Genomic DNA, 21,838 nt, shown 5'->3' with positions numbered 1-21,838 from the left:
AGTATTTATTCGTATTTTTCTGCTTGTTTGTTTTTTGTTTTTCTATTATTATCAAATAAAGAATTAATTTCTAGTGAATTTTGAATAAAAAAAAATTATATAACAATGATTAAACAAGAGCTTAAATTATATGAATAAAATATACAAGATTATTTGGAGTGCGGCACATAAATCGTGGATAGTAACCAGCGAACTAGCTAAAGGTAAACAAAAATCATCTAATAATAGAAAGTTAAAACTAACGGTAGCACCTAAGTTTAAAATACTTTCAGCTATTTTGCTCATAAATGGTTCATTATATTCTTCATTCGTGCTTGCGGGTACTACTTGCTCTGTTTCTAACCTTACTGAATACGCTGACAAATTGAAAAGTGAAGATTGCACGGATGTTATGTTGACTGGTAATATCGATCTTGGTTCTCGTCAGACTATATTTGATTTTGGCACGAGAGATACGATTAATATAGAAGGTAATAACCAATATTCAATAACAAACCCTGGTTCTATGAAAGTGACCGGTGGCAGTCCAACAAATCAAGTTAATCTTAATTTTAAAAATCTTATTTTGTCTTCAAACCTAGGTTCTAATAGTACAAATAATGTTCTATTGTATATACCTAATGCGGTATCAAATATAAATACAACTTTTGACAAAATTAGTACTATACCAAATGCAACACTTGCTGTTATGTCTAACAGTACATCTCAAGGTGCTGGCTTAGCCATTAACAACACTACTAACTCACAAGGAGCATTCTTAAGTACATATGGTTCAAATTATAAACCCGGTTATACCTATGATCAAAGTGCCTATAGCAAAATTACAATAGGAACTTTTCTTTCATCTAATAAAAATGATCCATTTTATAGTACCTCAAATAAGCAATGGGTTAACGGTAGTAAAATTGATTTTAGCGGTAATTTAGATTTTTATGGTACCGGAAATGGTAGTAATTATGCTTATGTTTTTTGGAATAATACTAATGACTTATTACAAAATCAATTAACATTTAAAGATCGTTCAAATGTCTCTTTTAATTTAGACTTAAATACTAAGCTAACTTCTGGTGATGGTAATGGTTATGGTTATTCTTATGTGTTTGAAGACGGTTCAAGTTTTAAATTATGGAGTAAGCAAAACGTATTTGGTAACCCGACGGGTAATAACGTCGGGTTAAAAATGGGATCCTATGATAAAGAGACACAAACATTTGGTAGTGGGGCTAAAATTATCGTTGCTGGTGTTGATGGTGCTCAGCTGAGCGGTGATGGTTTTACTAATCTTGGTGGTAAAAACTATCAAGTTAATGGTTCCTTATACAGCAGTAGCATTGTTAATAATGGTGAATATAATACTGGTGACGTGGTATTTAACCTTGCTGACGGTTCAAAATTTAATGTTAGTGGAACGGGTATTAATGTATTAAAAAGCCAATATTTAAAAAATGCTGCCGATGTTGTAACAGCAAATACTAATAATAGTGGGATCTACATTCGCTCTGCTACAAATATTACTGCTGCAACAGGAATGAATATAACTCACAATGGTAATGGAACAGTTGTTGTTAAAAATGTAGGTGATTTAAATACTACAGCGTCTGGTATTATATTAAATTCGACCTCAGGTAATACCATGACGGTTGATATGACAAAATCTGCTGGAGATTCTAAAGCGGGTGTCATTAATGTTAATGGCGGAAGCGGGATTGTTGCTGGTACCAATGCAAGTAGCGGTAATGTTAATCTAAATATTTCAGGTGGAATAATTAATATTTCAGGTACAGCCATGGGCTTTAATTTTGAGAATAGTACCGGTGTCAATTCTCACAAAATTAAAGGGACAACGATTAATCTAGCTGCTGGTTCACTAGGTAAAGTAGTTAATAACGTATCCTCTCATGTCACTTTACAAGATACTCACGTAAACGTTACAGGAGGCGTTGCGTTTAATGAGTCTGATTTAACAAATGTAACATTTAGTGGTAATGATAACAGTGTAAATACTATTACTGTTCTAGGTAATGGTACAGGATTTAACTTAAATAGTAATTTGCTAGCAATTCAGTCACCCAACATTAATATCAATGTAACAGATAGCTCAGGTGTAGTAGGGACAACTGGAACAGGGACGGCGGTATCGATAGCCGGCGGTGCATCAGACGATATTATTAATGTTAATGATGGTATATATATTAATGCTAAAGGTGCGACGGCAATTGCGATCAATGGTACCAATGGCAGAACGTTAGTTAATGAAGGTAGTTTAATTGGTAATATCGTTTTTAATAATGGTTATGTTAATAATACTATTACAAATGAAGGTGTATTATCAGGGGGGATTTCTGCTGGTAATGGTAATAATACTTTAAACTTAATGAGAGATTCTTTTACTGAAGGGACAGTAACATTAGGTAACGGTAATAATACGGTTAATATTCATAAAGGATCTGGTCTTACTAATGTTACAACAGGACTTGGTGATAATGTATTTAATTTATATGATATCGATTCAACAAACTCAATTGGTACTTTAGATTCGGGCGGGGGAAGTAATAATACACTCAATCTTTCTAACTCAGAGTTTACCGCTGAAAAATTAACACTTATTAAGAATTTTACTAATATTAACCTAGCCAGTTCGACAATTGCTCTTTTAGGTAAAGATAATTTAGCTTCAGGTAACTTATCATTAGATAATACTTCTTTATTAACACTCACTAAAACTTATAATGATGATGTTGGCGTCTCTTTATCAGGGGCGGGTAATGTTAATCTTGAGCAAGGTGCGAATGCTACATTAACACAGAATAGTTCAGGTTTTTCAGGGGCGTGGAATGTTGTGGATGGTTCAACGCTAAGTACATCTTCATCCGATCAATTAGGTTCGGGTACGATCAATATTGCCGGTGGACTAAATATTGGTCAAACTTCATTTAATAATAAATTAGTTGGTGCTGGTATAGTTACAGTTAATACTAATAAAAATAACTTTAACTTTGGCTCTGGTGTAGGGAAAGCTTTTACAGGAACTGTTGATTTAACTAATACTAATTTTACGTTGTCAGGTGATAACACTGCGGTGTTTGCTGATGCAACATTAAGTGCGTCAGATGGAAGTAAGACCACAGTAAGTTCGACAGAGACAATCAGTGATTTGGTCTTAAATGGCGGCACTTTAGCATTTGATGGTAATGGATTAGTTAATACTGATAGCTTAACAGTAAGTAAAAATAGTACCATTCAGATCAATGTTGATGAAATCTCAAGCAGTAATATTGACACATCACTAAATTTGTTAGATCAAAATATTGGTGTTGATCATCAACTTATTAATACTGCGACAAATAGTGACTTTGATGTAGATAACTTGGTATTACAAGATCTTAATGGTAATAGCTTAGCTTCATCTGTTGGTCAATTAATTACTCAAAAAAATACAGATGTCGCTAATGCATCTTACGGCTATTCCTTAATCAAGGATAATGGATTAGGTGTTCATTATGCATTAAATGCATTAGATCTTTTAACCGGTAAAACCTTAACCATTGATAGTAGCGATGCAAAAAACAAAACGTTAACTACAGCACTAAGTGGTAGTGGTAATTTAGTATTAGCTACTGATAGTAAAGGGTTAACACTTAATAATGCATCAAATAGTTACACTGGTAGCACTTCTATAAAAGGTGGGATCGTTAATTTAGGTACAGATGGTAGTCTTGGTAAAACCAGTGCACTAACGATTAATAAAGAGGCTGGTCTAAATTTAGATAGCCACGTCCAGACAGTCGGTAGCTTAGTCAATAGTGGTAATGTTACTTTAAATAATGGTACGTTAACGGTAAGTAATAGCACCACGAACAGTGGAGCTATTGATATAACCGGTGGTAGCTTAGTATTGAATGGTGGGGGGAGTTCATCTACAACCAATGGCTTAACTGGTAATGGTAATTTAATGGTATCTAATGGTGGTTTTACTGTTAGTGGTGCCAACGGTAACCTTACAGGAAATACAACAATTAGTAGTTCGGGCGAAGTAATCTTAAATGACTCAGGTAATTTAGGCTCAAGCGCCGTTAATATTGATGGTAAATTGACCCTTAATAACAACAATACATTAGTAAATACATTAACAGGTAACGGTTCTGTTAACACTAATGCTGCAATAACCTTAACAGGTAATAATAGTGGCTTTAGCGGAAAACAAGTAATAGGTGATACAGGTAAGTTAACCGTTAATAATATGAATCAATTGGGGAATGATAAAGCGACAGTTAGTTTATCAGGAGCTAATTCATCCTTAATATTAACTGACATTTCTGGTTCAGTCTCAAATAATATCAGTGGAACGGGGGCATTAACATTATCGGGAAGTGCGATAACTCTTGCTAACGGTAATAATAATTTAGCTGATGTTGCGGGTCAAATTAACTTAAATAACAGCTCAACGTTAGCTGTGGTGTCGAACGGTCAGCTTAATAGTGCTGCAGGGTTAAATATCGCCTCATCGAAAGATACATTATCGGTAGCGAGTACAGGTGACTTTACGTTATCAAATAACCTAACGGGTGCGGGTAATATCCAAGTTGATACGAGTAATAATACCTTTAACTTTGGTAGTAATGTGGGTAACGCCTTTGCGGGTACCGTTGATTTAAAAAATACGGGCTTTAACTTATCGGGTAAAAATAATTTAGCGAAAGGTACATTAAGCTTATCGAGTGGTAGTAAAACAACAGTAGCGGCAAGCGAATCAGTGGGTAACTTATCTTTAAATGGCGGTAATTTATCCTTTAATAGCAATACTGCTCAGGTTAATACCGGTAATTTAACGGTTAATAACGACAGTACTATACAGATTGATTCTAGCGATGTTGTAAGTGGTGATAATTTAAATCTATTAGATCAAAACGCAGGAGCTAATCATCAATTAGTGAATGCGTCAGGTGAGAGTGAGCTTGATTTAGCAAAATTAACGTTACAAGATCTGCAAGGAAATAGCCTAGATAGTAGCGTGCAACAGGCGATCATAAGTAATAATGAAACCGTGGCAAAAGGCTCGTATGGCTATGCATTAACCAACGATAATGGATTGGGTGTTAACTATGCATTAAGTGGATTAGATATTTTAGCGGGAAAAACCTTAACGGTTGATAGTAGCGGCGCAGCGAGTAAAACGTTAACAGCGGCGGTTAGTGGTAGCGGTAATTTAGCATTAACGACGGATGAGAAAGGTTTAACGGTTGCTAATAGCAGTAATAGTTATACAGGAACTACCTCAGTCAGTGGTGGAACAGTAAGCTTAGGAGCAGATGGAAGTTTAGGTGCAACGAGTGGCTTAACGGTTAATGAAGAGTCTGGCTTAAATTTAGGTGGCCATGCACAGACGGTGGGTAGCCTAGCGAATAGCGGTAAAATTGAGTTAAATAACGGTACGTTAACCGTAAGTAATAGTACAGCGAACAGTGGCGTGGTTGATATCACGGGCGGTAACTTAGTATTAAATGGTGGCAGTTCAACAGCGACGGGTGGTTTAACTGGTAACGGTCAGTTAACGGTTAACAGTGGTAGCTTTGCGGTAAGTGGTGCGAACAATAAGCTTGCGGGCACAACCACGATTAATGATGCGGGTGAAGTGGTATTAAGTGATAAAGGCACACTGGGCAGTAGCAGTGTAGCGGTGGGCGGTAAATTAACACTCAATATTGATAATAGCTTAGCCAATACATTAACGGGTGCGGGCACTGTGACGACCAATGCGGGAGTTACGTTAACGGGTAATAATAGTCAGTTTAGCGGTACACAAGTGATTGGTAACGCAGGTACATTAACGGTAAACAATGTCAATGCCCTAGGTAGCGATAAAGCGAGAGTGAGTTTATCGGGTAAAGATTCAACGTTAAATTTAGCCGGCGTAACAGGTAATGTTGCTAATAATGTGGCAGGTAGTGCAGGTAATATAAACATTAACAATGCAGCAAATGTTAATTTAACCGGTAATAATAGTGACTTTGCGGGTATTTACAAGGTAGATGGTAACAGTACATTAAATGTAAGTACGACGGCGAACTTAGGTAAGGGTGCGGTTACCACGAACAGTGGCAGTACATTCTTATTAAATGGCTTTAATGGTGGTAAAACAACGAAACTGGCGAACTTGATTAGTGGTGCTGGTAACGTAGGTTTATCCGGCAGCAGCATGACGCTGGAGACGGGCAACAATAACTTAGCGGAATTTACTGGCCAAATTAACTTAAATAACAGCTCAACGTTAGCTGTGGTGTCGAACGGTCAGCTTAATAGTGCTGCAGGGTTAAATATCGCCTCATCGAAAGATACATTATCGGTAGCGAGTACAGGTGACTTTACGTTATCAAATAACCTAACGGGTGCGGGTAATATCCAAGTTGATACGAGTAATAATACCTTTAACTTTGGTAGTAATGTGGGTAACGCCTTTGCGGGTACCGTTGATTTAAAAAATACGGGCTTTAACTTATCGGGTAAAAATAATTTAGCGAAAGGTACATTAAGCTTATCGAGTGGTAGTAAAACAACAGTAGCGGCAAGCGAATCAGTGGGTAACTTATCTTTAAATGGCGGTAATTTATCCTTTAATAGCAATACTGCTCAGGTTAATACCGGTAATTTAACGGTTAATAACGACAGTACTATACAGATTGATTCTAGCGATGTTGTAAGTGGTGATAATTTAAATCTATTAGATCAAAACGCAGGAGCTAATCATCAATTAGTGAATGCGTCAGGTGAGAGTGAGCTTGATTTAGCAAAATTAACGTTACAAGATCTGCAAGGAAATAGCCTAGATAGTAGCGTGCAACAGGCGATCATAAGTAATAATGAAACCGTGGCAAAAGGCTCGTATGGCTATGCATTAACCAACGATAATGGATTGGGTGTTAACTATGCATTAAGTGGATTAGATATTTTAGCGGGAAAAACCTTAACGGTTGATAGTAGCGGCGCAGCGAGTAAAACGTTAACAGCGGCGGTTAGTGGTAGCGGTAATTTAGCATTAACGACGGATGAGAAAGGTTTAACGGTTGCTAATAGCAGTAATAGTTATACAGGAACTACCTCAGTCAGTGGTGGAACAGTAAGCTTAGGAGCAGATGGAAGTTTAGGTGCAACGAGTGGCTTAACGGTTAATGAAGAGTCTGGCTTAAATTTAGGTGGCCATGCACAGACGGTGGGTAGCCTAGCGAATAGCGGTAAAATTGAGTTAAATAACGGTACGTTAACCGTAAGTAATAGTACAGCGAACAGTGGCGTGGTTGATATCACGGGCGGTAACTTAGTATTAAATGGTGGCAGTTCAACAGCGACGGGTGGTTTAACTGGTAACGGTCAGTTAACGGTTAACAGTGGTAGCTTTGCGGTAAGTGGTGCGAACAATAAGCTTGCGGGCACAACCACGATTAATGATGCGGGTGAAGTGGTATTAAGTGATAAAGGCACACTGGGCAGTAGCAGTGTAGCGGTGGGCGGTAAATTAACACTCAATATTGATAATAGCTTAGCCAATACATTAACGGGTGCGGGCACTGTGACGACCAATGCGGGAGTTACGTTAACGGGTAATAATAGTCAGTTTAGCGGTACACAAGTGATTGGTAACGCAGGTACATTAACGGTAAACAATGTCAATGCCCTAGGTAGCGATAAAGCGAGAGTGAGTTTATCGGGTAAAGATTCAACGTTAAATTTAGCCGGCGTAACAGGTAATGTTGCTAATAATGTGGCAGGTAGTGCAGGTAATATAAACATTAACAATGCAGCAAATGTTAATTTAACCGGTAATAATAGTGACTTTGCGGGTATTTACAAGGTAGATGGTAACAGTACATTAAATGTAAGTACGACGGCGAACTTAGGTAAGGGTGCGGTTACCACGAACAGTGGCAGTACATTCTTATTAAATGGCTTTAATGGTGGTAAAACAACGAAACTGGCGAACTTGATTAGTGGTGCTGGTAACGTAGGTTTATCCGGCAGCAGCATGACGCTGGAGACGGGCAACAATAACTTAGCGGAATTTACTGGCCAAATTAACTTAAATAACAGCTCAACGTTAGCTGTGGTGTCGAACGGTCAGCTTAATAGTGCTGCAGGGTTAAATATCGCCTCATCGAAAGATACATTATCGGTAGCGAGTACAGGTGACTTTACGTTATCAAATAACCTAACGGGTGCGGGTAATATCCAAGTTGATACGAGTAATAATACCTTTAACTTTGGTAGTAATGTGGGTAACGCCTTTGCGGGTACCGTTAATTTAAATAATACTGAGTTTACTTTAGCTGGCGACAATACTGCTGCTTTAACTGATGCAACGTTAAGTTTATCTGAAGGTAGTAAAACTACTGTGAGTAGTGAAGAGGCAATTGGTAACTTAGTCTTAAATGGCGGAACGATTGGTTTTAATGGTGATGGTGTTATTAATACCGATAATTTCTCTGTCGATAATAATAGTATAGTTCAGGTTAAAACAGATGATATCTCTGGTGGTGATGTTGATAGCACGTTAAATCTATTAGATCAAAACGCAGGAGCTAATCATCAATTAGTGAATGCGTCAGGTGAGAGTGAGCTTGATTTAGCAAAATTAACGTTACAAGATCTGCAAGGAAATAGCCTAGATAGTAGCGTACAACAGGCGATCATAAGTAATAATGAAATCGTGGCAAAAGGCTCGTATGGCTATGCATTAACCAACGATAATGGATTGGGTATTGACTATGCATTAAGTGGATTAGATATTTTAGCGGGAAAAACCTTAACGGTTGATAGTAGCAGCGCAGCGAGTAAAACGTTAACAGCGGCGGTTAGTGGTAGCGGTAATTTAGCATTAACGACGGATGAGAAAGGTTTAACGGTTGCTAATAGCAGTAATAGTTATACAGGAACTACCTCAGTCAGTGGTGGAACAGTAAGCTTAGGAGCAGATGGAAGTTTAGGTGCAACGAGTGGCTTAACGGTTAATGAAGAGTCTGGCTTAAATTTAGGTGGCCATGCACAGACGGTGGGTAGCCTAGCGAATAGCGGTAAAATTGAGTTAAATAACGGTACGTTAACCGTAAGTAATAGTACAGCGAACAGTGGCGTGGTTGATATCACGGGCGGTAACTTAGTATTAAATGGTGGCAGTTCAACAGCGACGGGTGGTTTAACTGGTAACGGTCAGTTAACGGTTAACAGTGGTAGCTTTGCGGTAAGTGGTGCGAACAATAAGCTTGCGGGCACAACCACGATTAATGATGCGGGTGAAGTGGTATTAAGTGATAAAGGCACACTGGGCAGTAGCAGTGTAGCGGTGGGCGGTAAATTAACACTCAATATTGATAATAGCTTAGCCAATACATTAACGGGTGCGGGCACTGTGACGACCAATGCGGGAGTTACGTTAACGGGTAATAATAGTCAGTTTAGCGGTACACAAGTGATTGGTAACGCAGGTACATTAACGGTAAACAATGTCAATGCCCTAGGTAGCGATAAAGCGAGAGTGAGTTTATCGGGTAAAGATTCAACGTTAAATTTAGCCGGCGTAACAGGTAATGTTGCTAATAATGTGGCAGGTAGTGCAGGTAATATAAACATTAACAATGCAGCAAATGTTAATTTAACCGGTAATAATAGTGACTTTGCGGGTATTTACAAGGTAGATGGTAACAGTACATTAAATGTAAGTACGACGGCGAACTTAGGTAAGGGTGCGGTTACCACGAACAGTGGCAGTACATTCTTATTAAATGGCTTTAATGGTGGTAAAACAACGAAACTGGCGAACTTGATTAGTGGTGCTGGTAACGTAGGTTTATCCGGCAGCAGCATGACGCTGGAGACGGGCAACAATAACTTAGCGGAATTTACTGGCCAAATTAACTTAAATAACAGCTCAACGTTAGCTGTGGTGTCGAACGGTCAGCTTAATAGTGCTGCAGGGTTAAATATCGCCTCATCGAAAGATACATTATCGGTAGCGAGTACAGGTGACTTTACGTTATCAAATAACCTAACGGGTGCGGGTAATATCCAAGTTGATACGAGTAATAATACCTTTAACTTTGGTAGTAATGTGGGTAACGCCTTTGCGGGTACCGTTAATTTAAATAATACTGAGTTTACTTTAGCTGGCGACAATACTGCTGCTTTAACTGATGCAACGTTAAGTTTATCTGAAGGTAGTAAAACTACTGTGAGTAGTGAAGAGGCAATTGGTAACTTAGTCTTAAATGGCGGAACGATTGGTTTTAATGGTGATGGTGTTATTAATACAGATAGCTTGACCGTTAGTAAAGATACGACTATACAAATCAATGTAAATGAAATCCCTAATAGTAATGTGGATAATTCACTAAATCTATTGGATCAAAGTGCCGGTGCAAACCATAAATTAGTCAATACGTCCAAAGAGGGTGATATTGATTTAGGCAAAATTATTTTAGAAGATTTAGATGGTAATAGTTTAGCTTCCTTAGTTAATCACACAGTCAGCCAGGCTGGAGAAGTCGTTGCAGATGCGACTTATGGCTATGCATTAACCAACGATAATGGATTGGGTGTTGACTATGCATTAAGTGGATTAGATATTTTAGCGGGAAAAACCTTAACGGTTGATAGTAGCAGCGCAGCGAGTAAAACGTTAACAGCGGCGGTTAGTGGTAGCGGTAATTTAGCATTAACGACGGATGAGAAAGGTTTAACGGTTGCTAATAGCAGTAATAGTTATACAGGAACTACCTCAGTCAGTGGTGGAACAGTAAGCTTAGGAGCAGATGGAAGTTTAGGTGCAACGAGTGGCTTAACGGTTAATGAAGAGTCTGGCTTAAATTTAGGTGGCCATGCACAGACGGTGGGTAGCCTAGCGAATAGCGGTAAAATTGAGTTAAATAACGGTACGTTAACCGTAAGTAATAGTACAGCGAACAGTGGCGTGGTTGATATCACGGGCGGTAACTTAGTATTAAATGGTGGCAGTTCAACAGCGACGGGTGGTTTAACTGGTAACGGTCAGTTAACGGTTAACAGTGGTAGCTTTGCGGTAAGTGGTGCGAACAATAAGCTTGCGGGCACAACCACGATTAATGATGCGGGTGAAGTGGTATTAAGTGATAAAGGCACACTGGGCAGTAGCAGTGTAGCGGTGGGCGGTAAATTAACACTCAATATTGATAATAGCTTAGCCAATACATTAACGGGTGCGGGCACTGTGACGACCAATGCGGGAGTTACGTTAACGGGTAATAATAGTCAGTTTAGCGGTACACAAGTGATTGGTAACGCAGGTACATTAACGGTAAACAATGTCAATGCCCTAGGTAGCGATAAAGCGAGAGTGAGTTTATCGGGTAAAGATTCAACGTTAAATTTAGCCGGCGTAACAGGTAATGTTGCTAATAATGTGGCAGGTAGTGCAGGTAATATAAACATTAACAATGCAGCAAATGTTAATTTAACCGGTAATAATAGTGACTTTGCGGGTATTTACAAGGTAGATGGTAACAGTACATTAAATGTAAGTACGACGGCGAACTTAGGTAAGGGTGCGGTTACCACGAACAGTGGCAGTACATTCTTATTAAATGGCTTTAATGGTGGTAAAACAACGAAACTGGCGAACTTGATTAGTGGTGCTGGTAACGTAGGTTTATCCGGCAGCAGCATGACGCTGGAGACGGGCAACAATAACTTAGCGGAATTTACTGGCCAAATTAACTTAAATAACAGCTCAACGTTAGCTGTGGTGTCGAACGGTCAGCTTAATAGTGCTGCAGGGTTAAATATCGCCTCATCGAAAGATACATTATCGGTAGCGAGTACAGGTGACTTTACGTTATCAAATAACCTAACGGGTGCGGGTAATATCCAAGTTGATACGAGTAATAATACCTTTAACTTTGGTAGTAATGTGGGTAACGCCTTTGCGGGTACCGTTAATTTAAATAATACTGAGTTTACTTTAGCTGGCGACAATACTACAGCCTTAACTAATGCTAATTTAGTTTTATCTAAAGGCAGTAATATTAATGTAGGTGATGGTGTTCAAAAAATAGATACGCTAACTACGAATGGTGACGATAGCAAATTAGTGTTTAATCATATCACTGAAGAAAATGGTATATTTAACTCTGAAGGTACAATTGAAGTAAATAATTTAGATTTATCTGGAAAGGCAAATGTAATTATTAATTTGCCTGTTGATGTACATCCAGATATTTCTGGGAATACAGTTTTACAGCTTGACCAAGGAGAAGAGTTCCTTGAGTTAGTTAAGGCTGGCAATGTAACTGGTTCGGTAAGCAATCTTGAATTGAAAGGTGCTAATGGTCAGGAATTACCTGAAAATCAGCACCAAAATATGATCAATAATGGTAGTGATGTAATTTCAGCAGATGGGTATTTTAACTACAAATTAACAACAGGTGAAGCAGTCGATGGTCTCCATGTCAGTTATGGATTGGTCGGCTTAAATCTTAAAGGGCAAGGTAAAGATGCACTTATTCTCGAATCAATAGAAAATCGGAATAACTTAGGATCAAGTCATTTAACCGCGAAAGTTGAGGGTACTGGCGATTTAGCAATACAAGGTGAAAATCAAAATACGATTATAACTATTGAAAATGCTGATAATAGCTATACTGGCGTAACTGATGTTCGCTCTGGTATATTAAAACTAGGTACAAATAATACACTAGGTAATACTTCTGAATTAGTAATTAATGAAAATGCTAAAACAGATCTTAACGGTATGACTCAAACTATTGGTAAATTAACGAATAATTCGACACTTGATCTGAATGCTGGTTCGTTAACACTATTGAATGGTGGTAGTTCTACTGCGACTAATGGATTGATAGGAGCGGGTGAATTATCTATTCAAAATGGTGCATTAATTATTTCTGGCGCGAATGATTTATTAACTGCAAATGTAATCGTTAATGATACTGCTTCTATCACCTTAAATGATCAAGGTTCATTAGGTGTAGGTAATATTTCATTATCAGGTAACTTTAACCTAAATAGTGATAATAGTATTGCTAATACATTAAGTGGTGATGGCTCTGTTAACGTCAATGCAAATATTGCTTTAGTAGGTAATAATAGTAATTTTAATGGAATCATTGATATTGCTGATAAAGGTCATTTAACTTCAACCTCGGTCAACCAATTAGGTAGTGCAGCTATTAAAAATGAGGGTAATCTTTTATTTAATTTAAATAAAGATGAAATTTTAAATAATTCTATTAGCGGTACAGGTCAGCTGGAAAAAGAAGGTAATGGAACATTAACTTTCAATGAATCAAATACTTATACCGGTAAAACAGATATAAATGCCGGAGCATTATGGATAAATAAAGGTGTTACTTTAGGTGGCATTGATGCTGGTGATATTACAATTAAAGAAGGTGCAGCATTAAATGGAGCAGGTACCGTTAATGGTAATGTAATTAACTTTGGTACTTTAAATGTTGTAAATAATGCAATTGCTAAATCAAGAGAACTTTCTGATTCAACAATAGCTAACTTTACAATTAATAATAACTTAGATAATCACAGCAACATTAATATTGGCGCGGAAAAAACAGCCGGAAACATGCTAACCATAAATGGCGATTATACTGGTTCTGATAAGTCAACTATTTTTATGAATACAGATCTTGGCGACGATGAAACAAGTGTAGTGGATAAGTTGGTCATTTCTGGTCATGCTAGTGGATCAACAGCTATTCATATTACAGATATTGGTTCAGGTGAAGGTGGTTCAACAAGCAAGAAAGGTATCAAAATTATCGATACTAATAGCTCTGATGTTGATGCTTTTGTGCTGGATAATGTTGTTGTTAAAGGTGCTTATGAGTACTTATTAAATCGTGATAGCACTGATCAAGATTGGTACTTAACATCGTATAAAGATATTCGTGCTGACTTTGGTCAATATATTGCGAATATGGACGCTATTGGTAAGTCATTACTTCCAAGCTTTGGTGCTAAACCATCAGGAGCATTAGCAGGAGGCGCTGGCGGTTTAAGATCGATGGATCGAATCGCTAAGGGTGATAGTGATGATTCTAACTCTGTATGGATGATTAATACTGCTGGTCGCTCTAGAGGGGAAGCTGCTGGAGGTCAAATTAAATACCATTATAATGAATATTCTTCAGTAATTGGTATTGATCACACCTTCTATAATGATGACGTTGATAATCGTAGTGCATTTGTATTTGGTGTTATGACAGGTACAACATATGCTAAATCGTCATCAAATAATCGTAATACCGGTTCTGATGGTGATGGTAGTGTAAATGGTAATACATTTGGTATTTATGGTTCTTGGTTCTTTGACGGTGATAATCCATTAAGTCCATTTGTTGATTATTATCTTTCTTATGGACATTATAATAACCGAGTAAGTACTCAAGGTAATGATGAAGATAAATATAAATCTAATGTGTTTAGCTATACTTTACAAGGTGGGTATCCAATTGCATTAAACGATAATTGGGTATTTGAACCTCAGGCTCAAATTAGTTATTTACATTATAGTATTGATAATCATACAGACCATTCAGGAACGAATATTGATCAATCAGTAAAAGGAAATACTGTTTATCGTGTTGGATCTTATTTCTACCCAATGCAAGGTAATATTAAACCTTATGTTGGCGTAAACTTATGGTATGACAATACTCGTTCAACAGTACAATTTGATGATGCTTCAGTATCTTCAGATAAAGCTGGTTTTATGTTAGAAAGTAAAGTTGGTGTTACGACACAAATAAAAAATAATTTCACAGTTTCTGGTGAAATTAATTATCGACAAGGACAAAATAATTCTCAAAATTATAGTGCTAATATTGGTTTAAAATACCAATTCTAATAGATATTTTTATTTAAAATGAGTGAGCAAAAGAATGACTATTAAATAGATAGTCCTCATATTGCTGATAAAGAACTCGCTTTTTAGCGAGTTCTTTTATTTAATAAGGTGATGTGGTACTGTCAAATTAACTTATCTTTTGTACAATCATACAGATGAATACTAATAAAATCTATCAACGCCATCGTTATCCCGCATCTATTATTAGCCATTGTGTCTGGTTATATTATCGCTTTACATTAAGTTATCGTGATATTGAACTCATCATGATGAAAAAAGGGATAGCTGTTACGTATGAATCCATTCGTTATTGGTGTATTAAATTCGGTAAACTTTATGCAAAACGAATTAAAAAAGTTAAGCGCTATGGTGATTATGTTTATATGGATGAGGTATTTTGTAAAATTAACGGTAAACGTGTCTATTTGTGGTGAGCCGTTGATCAAGATGGTCAAACCATTGATGTGTTAGTTCAAGAAAAAAGAGACAGTAAAGCAGCTAAACGATTTATTAAAAAGATAAGGAAAAGTATTGGAATGTCTACACATTTTCATACAACTAAATTAAGGGGGAGCTGTTTATTAAATGCAACAGGCGTCATATATCCCAATGACGAATGTAATCGTTTATAATTATACCAATACGCATAAGCAGAGAAACGCTGTTGTAGCTCCCTAGTATTGCTAAACGTTGTATTTTTTACAAACTCAGTTTTAATTGTCTTAAATGTTGCTTCTGACACGGCATTATCGTAAGGACATCCCTTATTGCTTAGTGAACGGGTGATCCCAAACAGGTCAAAACATCCATCAAGCAATTGATTATCAAATTCTTTTCCTCTATCGGAATGAAATAACGCAATTGACGATAAAGGCGCTTTAATTTGGCTTAATGCTGACATAACAAGCTCTGCTGTTTTATGTTGTCCAACACGATAGCCTGCGATTTTTCGTGCTGAAAGATCAAGTAATACGCAAAGGTAATTCCATTTTTTACCGACCTTTATATAAGTCAAATCAGCAACAATCACGGTGGCTTTCATTCCTACTGTAAAATTTCGTTGCAATACATTATTTATAGTAACGGAATTAACGTTTTTGTTATTGTTTTTGTAACATTTTTGGGTGTATTTTGACTTTAGCGATAATGATTTCATCACTTTTGCAACATAACGACGAGAGACGCTTATCCCTTCAGTTAACAGTGCTTGCCGTATTCTTCTTGTTCCGTAAGACTGATAACTACCATTAAAAATCGTTAAGATCTGTTGGGCGTATTTTAATCTTCTTTGATACGCATTTTTTTTGCACTGATAATAAAAATAATGCCTTGATATACCTAAGCATCTACATAACCACTGCAACGAGTAGCGATGTCGGCAAGCTTGGATCACTGCGATTTTCGTCCCATTATCAGTGCGGCTTGCTTTAGGATATCGTTTTCCATACGAAGCTGCTTAAGCTCTTTGCGTAGAGCAATTAATTCCTGCTCCTCTAGACTACGATTATCTTTTGTTTTGAATGAACCACTTTGCGTGGCTTGAGCAATCCAACGATCTAATGCCGATGGTGTGAGATCATATTCGGCTATTAGCTCACTACGTGACTTACCATGCTGATATAAATTTGATGTGCTCCTAGTTTAGTGGAGACTTTTTAGTAACAAAAAAGGAGTCTCAAATGAGTAAAAAATACGATCCCCAATTTAAACAAGAAGCGATCAATTTAGCCCTAAATAGCGAACAAACTTATCGACAAACAGCCAATGATTTAGGTATAAATTACAAAACATTTTGTAATTGGATGTACCAAACGATGAATAAACCAACCCATCAAGCGATAAAATCAAATAAAAAACCAGACTATCACGAACTTGAGCGTCAAAATAAAGCGATGAAAAAAGAGCTTGAGCTACGTAAAAAGGAGATCGATATCCTAAAAAAGGCCGCTCAGTACTTTGCGAGCCTGAAATAGCAAGGTACGAATTTATTAAAAAGCAAAACACGCTATCTAAGCGTCGTTTATTTCATCTATTTGACGTGTCAAGTAGTGGTTACTATGCCTATTTAAAGCGATTACCGTCTCAGAGAACAGTGTTTAATCAGCAGCTTGACAAAAAGATTGAAACACTATTTGAAGATCATCGGCATCTCTATGGTTATCGGCGTTTACATGTCGAACTTTTGGAGGAAGGCTATTGTTTATCACGTGAACGAGTTCGTCGACGAATGCACAAGCTTCACCTTAAAGCAAAACAACGCAAAAAGTATAAACAAACAACGCACAGTAACCACAACAAACCGGTCGCTGAAAATATTTTAGATAGGCACTTTACCATGGACACACCTAATCAAGCTTGGGTATGCGATATAACTTATATTAAAGTGAACGGACAGTGGTTATACCTCGCGATTGTACTTGATCTCTACTCTCGTAAAATCATAGGCTGGGCGATGGATACGCATATGGAAAGCTCGCTAGTTTGTCAAGCCTTAACTATGGCTTTGCTTCATCGGGGCTATCCAAGTAAAGTGATTGTTCATAGTGACCGTGGTGGCCAGTATTGTTCCGATGATTACCAAGCTATATTAACGGCTTATGGCTTAACGTGTAGTATGAGTCGCAAAGGTAACTGTTGGGATAATGCGGTGGCTGAAAGCTTTTTCCATACCTTAAAAACAGAATGGATTTACCGACACAAACTAGAAAATATGGCACAAGCTAAATCGATGATCTTGTGGTACATTGAGGTTTACTATAACCGAGTAAGAAAACATTCATATTTAAACTATTTATCACCTGTTCAATTTGAAGAAAAAATGATTTAATAATTTGAAAATAACTCTCCACTAAAATGTGGGCAGATCAATCTTTTAGCAATAAGTCAGTAGCTAAATTCTTTTTGATAAGGTCATTCTTTTCAGCCCAATTAAAAACTGAGGATAAAAAGATAAGATGTCCATTAATAGTTCTAGTAGATAGTGTTTTATTATAGTGTTGAGCTAAGACTTCTTTAAGTGATTGCTCTTTGAATATTTGTTTCCTGTTTACAGGTAATCGCTTAATAACTTCTCTAACTTCTAACATATCTTTACGAGTAATTTTGGTTACATCATCTAGTTTTAGATAGTCAAATATTTCAATGAGTAGAGCTTTATTCGCTTGAGAACTTAACTGTGTCGCATATTTCCAGTTACTTCCTTTCTCTTGAATGTAGTTATTACAACTTGTTGTTATGGAAAGGAAATAATTTTCTTTTGACTGTTTCAGATTGGGTAATGCTGTTTGTATCAACAAGCAATTATTTGATTGGTTATTATCTTGATGATTAAATTCGTTACTTACTGTTGCTTTAAAATAGCTAACGAGTTGTTCATAGTCTAATGTAGGTTTATCCTTAATAATGAAGGATAATTCATGTTTGATGACAGTAAATAATCTAACTGCGATATGTCGCTTAACTGTTTTGAGTGATAGTGATGTATTTTTATTACCTTGTTTAATTCGAATGTAATAAACTGTATTTCGAAGATATAGAAACAAATAATATTTAATGATAGAGTGATTATTAATTGCAGATAAAACAGAGTTTTTGTTATTCATCATAAGCATACTTTGGTTTACAGTTAGGTGACAGTTAAGTATGTTGTTATGAAATTTCTGAATGGAATCAAAGAATTTGTTGAAGATGGCGGAAACGCAGAAAAATAAGGCCTCGCCAACCTTAATTCTATCTTATTGATTATATGATATATTTTCATCTTAAACAATTCTTATAAAATATTGGTGGACGTTTTGGTGGACGTTCAAATATAGAACTTATTTTGAGTAAAATAATAGTATTTTCAATCAAAGTCAAACCTAAATTTTGAGTGTCACAAATTATTTATTTGCTAACTATTTTGCTTCTGCTTTGATGGAGATTAGTTGTCTTGTCACGGGATAATCTCCTTAGTTGATGGTTTATCATACCGCTAATAATGTCTACAAAAAAAGTATACCGTTACAATAATAAAAGGGGAAAAAACTTACCGTTAATTTTAGATTATGCTTACAATAAAAAGCAGGATGAAGATACCGAAATAGAATAAGCAAAATTAGGTTCTACTTCTAAAACTAGAGCATAATAGCAAACAATATCCTTGAGTTACTAAAGACAGGAGGAAGTAATGAATAGCTTAAAATATATACTGATGGTGCTGATGAGCCTGAATATTGTGGGTTGTACGGATTATGAAAAGTTAAAAGTCGATTTGCAAATGGAATATGATCAGTTAAATCCCGATGGTAACAGAGCTGTTTGCTATTTTGTGGGTGATGTGCAGTTTCCCTATAGCGAAGAACCCCACTTGGAGAGTGATATACAATATGATCAATGGAAGAAAAATCGATTATTTCGTAATTTACCATTATTTGCTGAATTAGGCTTATTAAGTCGCGAACAAGTAAGTAGTGAGCCGCTGCTTTATCGCTACCAATTAACCGAGCTAGGTCGGCCGTATCAATATACAATTAAGCGATTAGGCTCGCTTGATGGTACGTATATATATGAAAATTATTTTTGTTATGGTAAGCGGGTATTATTAAAAGTCACCGATGTTAGTGATCAAACAGTTGACCGCAATAGTGGCAAATATGTTGAAACTACGGTTGAATATGATTTTAAACTGGAAAATGTTCCAGAATGGGCAAAATCGCCAGAGTTAGCTAAAATATACAAGTTATTGCCTGATACTTTATTTGGGGATAAAGTGCCAGGTTCGGCCAGAATGAAAAAAGAGAATGGACAATATTATAATGATGGTTGGGTTAAAAACTACTATTTTCGTTAATATGAGCAAAGCGCAATGTATAGGTTAAAGTTCAATAGCTTATAGTTTGTTAAGTCAGTTATCCAATTTTTGTTGACCGTTACAGTGTCAATAAACTGGATAAACTGTTTTATCGAGTTGATATTCTAGTTCTATTTGAGTAAGCTCCTCTTTTGAACTGGCTTTAGAGGCTTTATCAAGTCCTTCTATCTGCCTTGATGTTAGTTTACGACGTGGTTCAATATCGGCAAAGCTCTGTTTATCTTCACTATTATAAGCAATATACTTTAAGCCATTTTGGTCAATCGGCTTTTCTAGTCTATATTGCATAAAATTACTGATCCAGTTCCACGCAGTGCCATACTCATCTGTACGACTAATAAAAAAACGATCTATCACATCATCACTATTTGGCTTACAGCCTACACACATCAAGTAGTGACTGTCTGATGTGCCTCCTGCATTTAAAACACGTGTTGCCCCCAGTAAAATACCCTCCACATTTTGCCAGTCATAGACTTTAATTTCATACTTTTTTAAATCCTTAAACGCCTTGAGGGGAATACGAAATTGCAAGCCATACTTCATCGCCACATTTTCATAAAAATAGACTTTACCTGTTTGGCGATTAAATCTGATCGGGCTACTGGCGGGAGCATAATAGGCCCGTAAAAAATGGAAAAATACATAACAACCGACAACATTTATAGGGAAAAGACATAGTAGTGCAAAAATAAATACGCCAATAGAAATAGGGGGAAATAGCATAGAAATCGTAGCAAAAATGAAAGCGATATAAAAAAATAGAAAAAGCCCAAAAGCAACACAAGCTTCACCAATTTCTCTCTTACGATAAACTTCGCAATAGTTATCATTAGCATAAGCTATGTAATTTATATTGCTAATAAAACCTAAACCACTGCTTTTAGCTAAATCTTGTTTCCATGTTGGTAGTTGTGGTTGATAACGTGATGACATAATTATTCCCTTTTATGGTACTGTCAAGTTAATTATTATTTCGTATAATCATACAGATTGTGAAAAAGTTAATTTGACAGCGCCATAAAAAATAGTCTGAACGAGGACAAATTAGGATTGTTAATTTTAACATATAAGTTAATGAGTTAAAAAAGAAGTCTAGAGATGAAACTAAATATTACAGAATATGTTCCAACACTTAATGAATTTTTGAAAAAAAATAAAGATAATACAGATCCAATGATAAAAACAATCGTAAATGATTTCTATGATTTTCCCGAGTCAGCTAATGATAAAGATGAAAGTGCCAATTTATTCAAAAACCAAAGAGATATATTACTAAAAAGCGCCAATCAAAGAATTAATGATATAATTATGGTTAATCGGTATGCTTTGGTTGTATATAATAGTAATGTCGAACAAATTGCTCCTTTTCTTAAAAAAGAAAATCCTCAGTATGATGAATTCTGTAATATATTTATGGAGCAGAGTGAAGATATACCAATTGAAGAAGCAAGACTAAGCCGCAATTTCGATACAGTTTGTGAAATTTATAATGCTCGAAAAATAGCCGATGAGGGGATGATCGTTCATTTGTGGGCTACTATTGAACAACACGTAAACAAGGCTTTTTTAATAATGGGTGGTGATGAGAGTAGACTATCCTACCGCTGGAATCAACTAAAAGATGGTTTTACTGAGCTTGGTGTAACTTTAGAAACATTACCTTCATATAAAACCATTGATGAAATTAGAGTTGTTAATAATAAAATTAAACATTTGTATATTGTTGATGATGAACTATGCAAATATGATGGATTTGCAAAATATAAAGGCAAAAAAATGAGTCTTCTCGATTATCGCACCCATGATTATGCTTTAGCGGCTCATCACTTTATTAATAGACTAGTTATGAATATGGGGCCAACTATTAGTTATGGCCATGGCTGTGAATAATTAGTTATTAACTTGACAGTGCCTTATGTTATTCCTTGAAGTATTAAAAACTTTACTGATTTTGAGTCTTGTATAGCGAAAGCTTTAAATATACCGCTGAAAACTCTCTAGTCATCTCGTTATCATCAAGATGAATGGTTTAAATTAGTTTGATTTGAGTGGTATTTCTATTTTTTTACACTAAAATCTATTGA

9 protein-coding genes are annotated in these 21,838 nt (G+C 36.3%); 6 read left to right on the top strand and 3 right to left on the bottom strand.

The genetic code is table 11. From position 1 onward, the window contains the following. Positions 1–130: 130 nt before the first annotated feature. Together RHO11_04500 and RHO11_04495 are read left to right on the top strand one after the other, a co-directional pair. Complete coding sequence (locus RHO11_04500; GenBank protein ID WVD62390.1) at positions 131–14,899, top strand: ESPR-type extended signal peptide-containing protein; 14,769 nt, start codon at positions 131–133, stop codon at positions 14,897–14,899. Positions 14,900–15,054: 155 nt separating this feature from the next. Beyond that, a complete protein-coding gene (locus RHO11_04495) occupies positions 15,055–15,333 on the top strand; it encodes a hypothetical protein (protein ID WVD62389.1) in 279 nt (92 codons plus the stop codon). 116 nt (positions 15,334–15,449) lie between these two features. Here the strand turns inward: RHO11_04495 and RHO11_04490 are convergent, their stop codons facing one another. Continuing rightward, entirely contained in the window at positions 15,450–16,298 is an 849-nt protein-coding gene (locus RHO11_04490; GenBank protein WVD62850.1) for an IS3 family transposase, read from the bottom strand. Positions 16,299–16,578: 280 nt separating this feature from the next. Between RHO11_04490 and RHO11_04485 the strand changes: the two genes are divergently transcribed. After that, the gene (locus RHO11_04485) at positions 16,579–16,872 is read left to right on the top strand and encodes a transposase (protein WVD62388.1); all 294 of its coding nucleotides are present in this window, start codon (positions 16,579–16,581) and stop codon (positions 16,870–16,872) included. Next, positions 16,869–17,726: an IS3 family transposase gene (locus RHO11_04480; GenBank protein WVD62849.1), complete on the top strand. Its 858-nt coding sequence runs from the start codon at positions 16,869–16,871 to the stop codon at positions 17,724–17,726. The genes RHO11_04485 and RHO11_04480 overlap by 4 nt, the downstream gene beginning before the upstream one ends. Positions 17,727–17,763: 37 nt before the next feature. On the opposite strand, the gene RHO11_04475 is transcribed toward RHO11_04480, so the two are convergent. Then, a complete protein-coding gene (locus tag RHO11_04475) occupies positions 17,764–18,504 on the bottom strand; it encodes a hypothetical protein (GenBank protein WVD62387.1) in 741 nt (246 codons plus the stop codon). A 563-nt stretch (positions 18,505–19,067) separates the two neighbouring features. Between RHO11_04475 and RHO11_04470 the strand changes: the two genes are divergently transcribed. Beyond that, entirely contained in the window at positions 19,068–19,730 is a 663-nt protein-coding gene (locus RHO11_04470; GenBank protein WVD62386.1) for a hypothetical protein, read from the top strand. Between the two features lie 87 nt (positions 19,731–19,817). Here RHO11_04470 and RHO11_04465 read toward each other — a convergent pair whose 3' ends face one another. Next, entirely contained in the window at positions 19,818–20,687 is an 870-nt protein-coding gene (locus RHO11_04465) for a hypothetical protein (GenBank protein ID WVD62385.1), read from the bottom strand. Between the two features lie 165 nt (positions 20,688–20,852). Between RHO11_04465 and RHO11_04460 the strand changes: the two genes are divergently transcribed. Beyond that, positions 20,853–21,644, top strand: a complete 792-nt coding sequence (locus RHO11_04460; protein WVD62384.1) for a hypothetical protein — start codon at positions 20,853–20,855, stop codon at positions 21,642–21,644. Positions 21,645–21,838 lie beyond the last annotated feature (194 nt).

The organism is Orbaceae bacterium BiB (assembly GCA_036251205.1).
GTDB lineage: Bacteria > Pseudomonadota > Gammaproteobacteria > Enterobacterales > Orbaceae > Orbus > Orbus mooreae.
The sequence above is the reverse complement of the archived record's forward strand: the minus strand, read 5'-3'. Positions and strand labels throughout refer to the sequence as shown.